This is a genomic window from Streptomyces sp. MB09-01, from assembly GCF_033794505.1.
GTDB lineage: Bacteria > Actinomycetota > Actinomycetes > Streptomycetales > Streptomycetaceae > Streptomyces.
Window position 1 is genome coordinate 1 of sequence record NZ_JARAYQ010000386.1, and the last position, 5,724, is coordinate 5,724.

Consider the following 5,724-nt stretch of genomic DNA (forward strand, 5'->3'; position numbering starts at 1 on the left):
CGAAAGCCCCGCCCACAATGCGAAATCCCCAACAACCCGACAGCAGCCCGAAACCCCGACCGCCCGACAGCAGCCCGAAGCCCGACAACGCGAAGCCCAAGGCCCGGGAGCCGGGGAGTTCGGAAGTTCGGAAGTTCGGAAGTTCGGAAGTTCGGAAGTTCGGGGGTTCGGGAGTTCGGGGGTTGGGGGGTTCGGGAGTTCGGCAGCAGCCTGGAGCCCGGAACCCTGGAGCCCAAGGCTCGGGAGAGCCCGGCAGGAGACCGAAGCCCGGCCGCCCGGGGCAGCCCCGCGGCGCCCCGGAGACAGCCCGGAAGCCCGGGGCTCGGGGCCAGCCCGAAGCCCGGGCCCGGCGGCCCGAGGCTACCCGGAGACAGCCCAGAGCCCGTGGCCGGGCGCAGCCCGCAGCCCGGGGGGGCGGAGACCCTGCGGCAACCCAAAGGTCCGGAGCCGGCAGCTCGTAGGTCCGGCAACAGCACCAAGCCTGGGCGGGCGGCGCAGGGCTCGGCGGCCACCCGAAGGCCCAGAGGCCCGGAGACAGCCCGGGGCACGGGGGGATCGGGGCCCCGGCTCCAACCCAAAGGCCCGGAGCCGGGAGCTAGGAGCCCCGACGGCAGCCCGGAGCCCGGGGGCTGGGCGGCCCGGCGGCGGCTCGCGGCTCGTGCCCGGCGGCAGCCCGGAGACCCGGCGGCAGCCCGTGGGCTGAGCGGCCCGGGGCAGCCAGAAGTCCCAGCGGGGCCCAGGGGCCCGGAGGCCAGGCTCGAAGACCCGGCGGCAGCCCCGTGAGCCGAGCAAGCGGGGGGCAGCAAGAAGCCCCGGCAGCAGCGCGAAGGCCCGGCGGCCCCGGCGGCCCGGCGGCCCGGGGCAGCCCGAAGCTCAGGAGCTGGACGGCTCGGCGGCAGCAGCCCTGCAACAGCCCAGAGGCCCGGAGGTCGAGGGCCCGGCAGCCCGAAGCTCGGGAGCAGCCCGGAGCGGGGGCTGGGCGACCCGGCGGCGGCCGGCGGCTCGTGCCCGGCGGCAGCCCGAAGGCCCGGGGCTTCAGGGTCAGCCCGAAGCCCGGGCCCGGCGGCGGCCCAAGGCGACCCGGAGACAGCCCAGAGCCCGTGGCCGGGCGCAGCCCGAAGCCCGGCCCGGGGGCCGGGGGGCCGGGCCCTCGGAAACCCTGCGACACCCCGAAGGTGATGAGGCTCGTTGTTTTTCCCCACCCGGTGCGCACGAGTTCCCCAGAGCTGCTCGCCTCGCTTTCCCCACCCGGGCGCGCTGTCCTGCGGACGGATGCCACTCGGGACAGGACGGCCGGGGCGGCGGGCACCGGAACTGGGTCTGCGCCTGCAGGGGAAGGTCACTGTCCGCCGAGGTAGTGGGTCTGCCAGGCGATCCGGTCGCCGCGCAGCCGCAGGACCGAGCAGAAGCTGACGGTGACAGGCTCTCCCGCTGGAGGCAGGCCCGGGTGTACCCCGGAGCTGGTTCCCGCGAAGTCGTATTCGACGGCGATCGCGTCCCCGTTGGCGATGGTCCGTTTGACGGTGAACTTCCGGTCGGGAACGGCGCCGGCGTACTCCTGCAGGTGACGCATGAAGGTGTCCCGGCCGGTGAAGGCGAGGCCGAAGGACCCGCACTCCTAGGTGGTGCCGTCGGTGTACAGGTCTCCGAACCGGTCGAAGTCCTGGTCGTTGTAGGCGGTGGCCCACTCGTGCACGAGTTTGTCGCTGTTCATGGCTCTGGTTCCGTGTGCTGTCCGGAGCCCTGGTCAGGCGTACTTGCCGAGTTCGCTGGCCTGGAGGGCGGCTTGGTCGTTGATGCCGATGACGTAGCCGTCCGGGTCGCGGAGGTAGAAGATGCGCTGGCCTGTGTGGTCGGTATCGGTGTCCTTGATGATCTCCGCGTGCCGGGAGATACGGTCGTGGACGCCGTCGAAGTCGTCCACGCCGAGGTAGAACATGCCGGCGAAGCCGATGGGGGTGTCGGCCAGGCTGGGCAGCCAGTTCTTCAGGTCGGCGTTGCTGTAGAGCATGGCGCAGAATCCGCCCTGGTAGAGCAGCATGTGGATGTCGTCGCCGGGCTTGGCGGTGCTGGAATCGACGTCGAAGCCGAGCTGTTTGTAGAACGCGATGCTGGCCGCCGTGTCCTTGACACTCAGGCAGGGAGCGAATGGCATGGATCCTCCATGATCGGGGTGGGGCCTTCACCAGGGTGCGAGCGCAGGGGCCGGCATGCGCCGGGCACCCAGCGGTTCCGAGGGCCGCCGTATGGGTGAGAACAACCGCTCTGAGCGGCTGGCGGCTGACGGCTGTGTCAGCGGGTGCTGCTGATGCAGAAGGGCTGGCCGGAGGGGTCGAGCAGGACGGTCCAGTGGTCCCCGCCCGGCTGGTGGGCGGGCCTGGTGGCGCCCAGCCCGAGGAGCCGCTTCTCCGCTGCCTCGACGTCGTCGAACCTGATGTCCATGTGGAAGGCGAGTTCGTCCCTCGGCCAGGTGGGGGCCTCGAACGTCGTGGCGGACCAGAAGACGTACATCATGTCGCCGACCCACACCGGGAAGGCCGCCGGGTTGCCGTCCTCGTCCCGGTACGGCTCGGAGACCTGCGTGCCCAGGGCGGCGGCGTAGAACTTGGCGAGCTCGCCTCCGTCCTCGGCCCAGATCGCGTGCGACAGGACCTTGCCGCTCATGGTGCCCTCGGCATGTGCGTCGACCATGTCTTCTCCTCTGTGGGGTCGGATGGGCCCTCCGAAATCGACCGTAATAGCAATATAGGACAAGTAGTGTCCTATATGGCTTGTGGCGGGGTCGCGCGGGCGGGTGCCGTGGTGGGTGAGTAGCGTGAGCGCCACGGCGTATGACGAGGTGCTGGCGGAGCGGGTCCGCGAGCTGCTGAAGGAGGGCGACGCGGTCGTCGCGAAGAAGATGTTCGGCGGACTCCTCTTCACGGTGACGGGAAACACGGCGATCGGCGTGGTCGGCGACGACCTGCTGGTACGAGTCGCCCCGGACGACACCCCGCAGGCCCTCGCCCAGCCCGGCGCGCGGCCCTTCGAGGTCCGCGGCCGGATCTCGAAGGGCTGGGTCATCGTGGCAGGAGAAGTCCTCGACGACCACGTCCTGGACGACTGGCTGCAACGGGGGCAGAAAGCCGCTGCCGCACATCCGCCGACGTAGCCCCCTCCGCACCCGCCCGAGCCCTGGCCGTCGTTTGCCGACAGCAACCGAGTGGGGAACGAAGAGCAGTACTGGCCGATTTCACAGATTCGGTCCGGAGCCGGGGCTCGGAGACCCCGCGACAGCCCGAAGCCCGGGGGCTGAACGTGCTCGGCGCCAGCGGCCCTGCGACAGCCTGCCCAAAGGCCCGATGGCCCGAAGGCGACCTGGAGGCAGCCCGGAGCTCCGGGCCCCCGGGGGCCCGGAGCACGGGGCGGCCCGGGGCTCGTAGACCCGGCGGCAGCCCGTGGGCCGAGCGGCCCGGGGCAGCCAGAAGCCCCAGCGGGGCCAGAAGCCCGGGGCTCGAGGGCTGGGCAGCCCGGCGGCAGCGGCCCTGCGACAGCCTGGCCCGAACGCCCGCGCCCGAAGGCCCGGCGGAAGCCCCGTGAGCTGAGCAGCCCGGGGGCAGCAAGAAGCCCCGACAGGGGCCCGGGAGCCCCGGACTCGAGGGCTGGGCAGCCCGCGGCAGGAGCGCGAAGGCCCGACGGCCCGAGGCCCGGGGCAGCCCGATGCTCAGGAGCTGGACGGCCCGGCGGCAGCGGCCCTGCGACAGCCCAGAGGCCCGGGGCCGCCCGGAGCTCGAGGGCTGGGCAGCCCGGCAGCCCGAAGCTCGGGAGCTCGGGAGCAGCCCGGAGCGGGGGCTGGGCGACCCGGCAGCGACCCGGCAGCGACCCGGCAGCGGCTCGGGGACGACTCGGGGGCGGCAGCGCGGGGCCCGGCGGCGACCCGGCGGCAGCTCGGGGCTCCGGCGGCCGGGCGCCGGCAGCAGCCCGGTAGCGGCTCAGGGGCTCGGGCCCGGCAGCAGCCCCCCATCCCGCAGGCCCCCAATCCCGCAGGCTCGGGCGGTCGGGGGCTCGGGGCTGGGAGCAACGGGATACGCGTAGGACGCCCGGCCGGAAGAATCCCGGCCGGGCGTCCTACGCGTATCCGCTGTGCTGGTGGCTTAGTACCAGTGGTTGGCGGACCAGAAGTTCCAGGCGCCGACGGGGCTGCCGTAGCGCTCGTTCATGTAGTCCAGGCCCCACTTGATCTGGGTGGCCGGGTTGGTCTTCCAGTCCGCACCCGCGGAAGCCATCTTCGACGCCGGCAGCGCCTGGGCCAGGCCGTAGGCGCCGGAAGAGGCGTTGGTCGCGGTGTGGTCCCAGCCGCTCTCATGCGAGATGATCTTGTCGAAAGCAGCGAACTGGGCCGGGTCCTTGATCATCTGCCGGGCGATCGCCTTGGCGCTCATCGGGGCGGCCTGCGCGGGAACCGCGGCAACCATGGAACCGGCGACGCCCAGGGCGAGGACGGAACCCGCGAGGGTCTTCTTCGAAGCGGCGATGCGGCGGATGACGGCGTTGGACACGGATTGACCTTCCGAAGGGAACAAGGACGGTCGCGGCATGCCGAAGACATGCGTGAGCCACTCACGTAATGCAGAGGGGTTCGTCGGCGGCGGGTGAAACACCCGTGCCGCCCGGCGACACATCCAGTTCTACCGACGCCCCGCAGCCCTGGCAAAGGCCCCGCTTACTAGCCGACCTCGCAGGCGGGGCCGTACACCCGGGGGCGCTGCGATCGACATCCGTGCAGGTGAGGCGCACGGAGAGGGGGTCGACGTGGGCTCTTTGCGGCAACTATCCCGATTCGTATGTGACCTGGGTCCTGTGGGGCGGCTCACCGCCGAGGGCCCCGAATGTCACCCTCCGGCACCGTTCGTACCCCTTTCGAGAGCAGGCTCGCGGCGCGTGACGGCCCCCGAATCGAAGGAGACGGGTGCGTCGAAGGCGGCTTTGCGAGTCGCCCGCCGCAGCGCCTTCAGCAGGGTGGCCCCCAGCGTGAGCGTCAGGACGACGGTCACTGCGGCCCGGCCCAGGTCCCAGCCCACCGAGGTCGCCAGGCAGTACGCGAGGAACCGCACCAGGTTCGCGGCGACCGGCTCCCCCGGGCGGAAGGAGATGCCGTCGCCCTGGCCCTGCAGGGTCACCCACCCCTGCAGGTTCATGACCGTGCCGTACGCGAAGGAGCCCACGAAGCCGTACGCCGCCAGCATCAGCAGCTCGGCCCGGCCGCGTAGCCGCTCCGGACCCGGCAGGAGCCCGGCCCCCAGCGAGAACCAGCCCAGGGCCAGCATCTGGAACGGCATCCACGGCCCGACCCCGCCCGTCAGCAGGGCGGAGGCGAACATCGTCACCGAGCCCAGGACGAAACCGAAGCCGGGACCGAGGACGCGGCCGCTGAGCACCATCAGGAAGAACATGGGCTCCAGCCCGGCCGTGCCCGCCCCCAGCGGTCTCAGCGCCGCCCCGACGGCGGCGAGCACACCGAGCATCGCCACCGCCTTGGCGTCCATGCCGTTGTCGGCGATCGTCGCCACGACCACGGCTACGAGGAGCGGCAGGAGCGCGGCGAAGAGCCAGGGGGCGTCCTGGGAGTGGGCGAGCCCCGACTGCCGGTCGGCGAGGAGCGGCCAGCCGAAGGCCGCGATGCCGATGAGGGTGACGAGCACCAGGGCGGCGGCGGCCCGAGGGCCGATGCGGACGGGGCGGGCG

At 72.4% G+C, this 5,724-nt stretch carries 5 protein-coding genes and 1 pseudogene; 1 reads left to right on the forward strand and 5 read right to left on the reverse strand.

The annotated features are described in order from the left end of the window. Positions 1–1,339: 1,339 nt before the first annotated feature. The 3 genes and pseudogenes from PV721_RS40485 to PV721_RS40495 form a co-directional block, all read right to left on the reverse strand. A pseudogene (locus tag PV721_RS40485) lies at positions 1,340–1,582 on the reverse strand (ester cyclase); the annotation flags it as partial. A 165-nt stretch (positions 1,583–1,747) separates the two neighbouring features. Further along, positions 1,748–2,155 carry a VOC family protein gene (locus PV721_RS40490; protein WP_319733454.1) on the reverse strand — a complete coding sequence of 136 codons (408 nt, stop codon included), beginning with the start codon at positions 2,153–2,155 and terminating at the stop codon, positions 1,748–1,750. A 137-nt stretch (positions 2,156–2,292) separates the two neighbouring features. Beyond that, on the reverse strand, positions 2,293–2,691 hold the full coding sequence (locus tag PV721_RS40495) for a VOC family protein (RefSeq protein WP_319733456.1): 399 nt from the start codon (positions 2,689–2,691) through the stop codon (positions 2,293–2,295). Between the two features lie 124 nt (positions 2,692–2,815). Between PV721_RS40495 and PV721_RS40500 the strand changes: the two genes are divergently transcribed. Further along, positions 2,816–3,151: a TfoX/Sxy family protein gene (locus tag PV721_RS40500; RefSeq protein WP_319733458.1), complete on the forward strand. Its 336-nt coding sequence runs from the start codon at positions 2,816–2,818 to the stop codon at positions 3,149–3,151. A 982-nt stretch (positions 3,152–4,133) separates the two neighbouring features. Here the strand turns inward: PV721_RS40500 and PV721_RS40505 are convergent. Together PV721_RS40505 and PV721_RS40510 are read right to left on the reverse strand one after the other, a co-directional pair. Next, positions 4,134–4,577: a transglycosylase SLT domain-containing protein gene (locus tag PV721_RS40505; RefSeq protein ID WP_319733460.1), complete on the reverse strand. Its 444-nt coding sequence runs from the start codon at positions 4,575–4,577 to the stop codon at positions 4,134–4,136. Between the two features lie 294 nt (positions 4,578–4,871). Continuing rightward, the coding region (locus PV721_RS40510) for an ECF transporter S component (RefSeq protein ID WP_319733462.1) at positions 4,872–5,724 on the reverse strand (853 nt) is incomplete at its 5' end.

What these genes read in the sequence shown, in the direction of transcription:
- PV721_RS40490 (WP_319733454.1), bottom strand. Translation starts at nt 2,155, where the DNA reads ATGCCATTCGCTCCCTGCCTGAGTGTCAAGGACACGGCGGCCAGCATC.
- PV721_RS40495 (WP_319733456.1), bottom strand. Translation starts at nt 2,691, where the DNA reads ATGGTCGACGCACATGCCGAGGGCACCATGAGCGGCAAGGTCCTGTCG.
- PV721_RS40505 (WP_319733460.1), bottom strand. Translation starts at nt 4,577, where the DNA reads ATGCCGCGACCGTCCTTGTTCCCTTCGGAAGGTCAATCCGTGTCCAAC.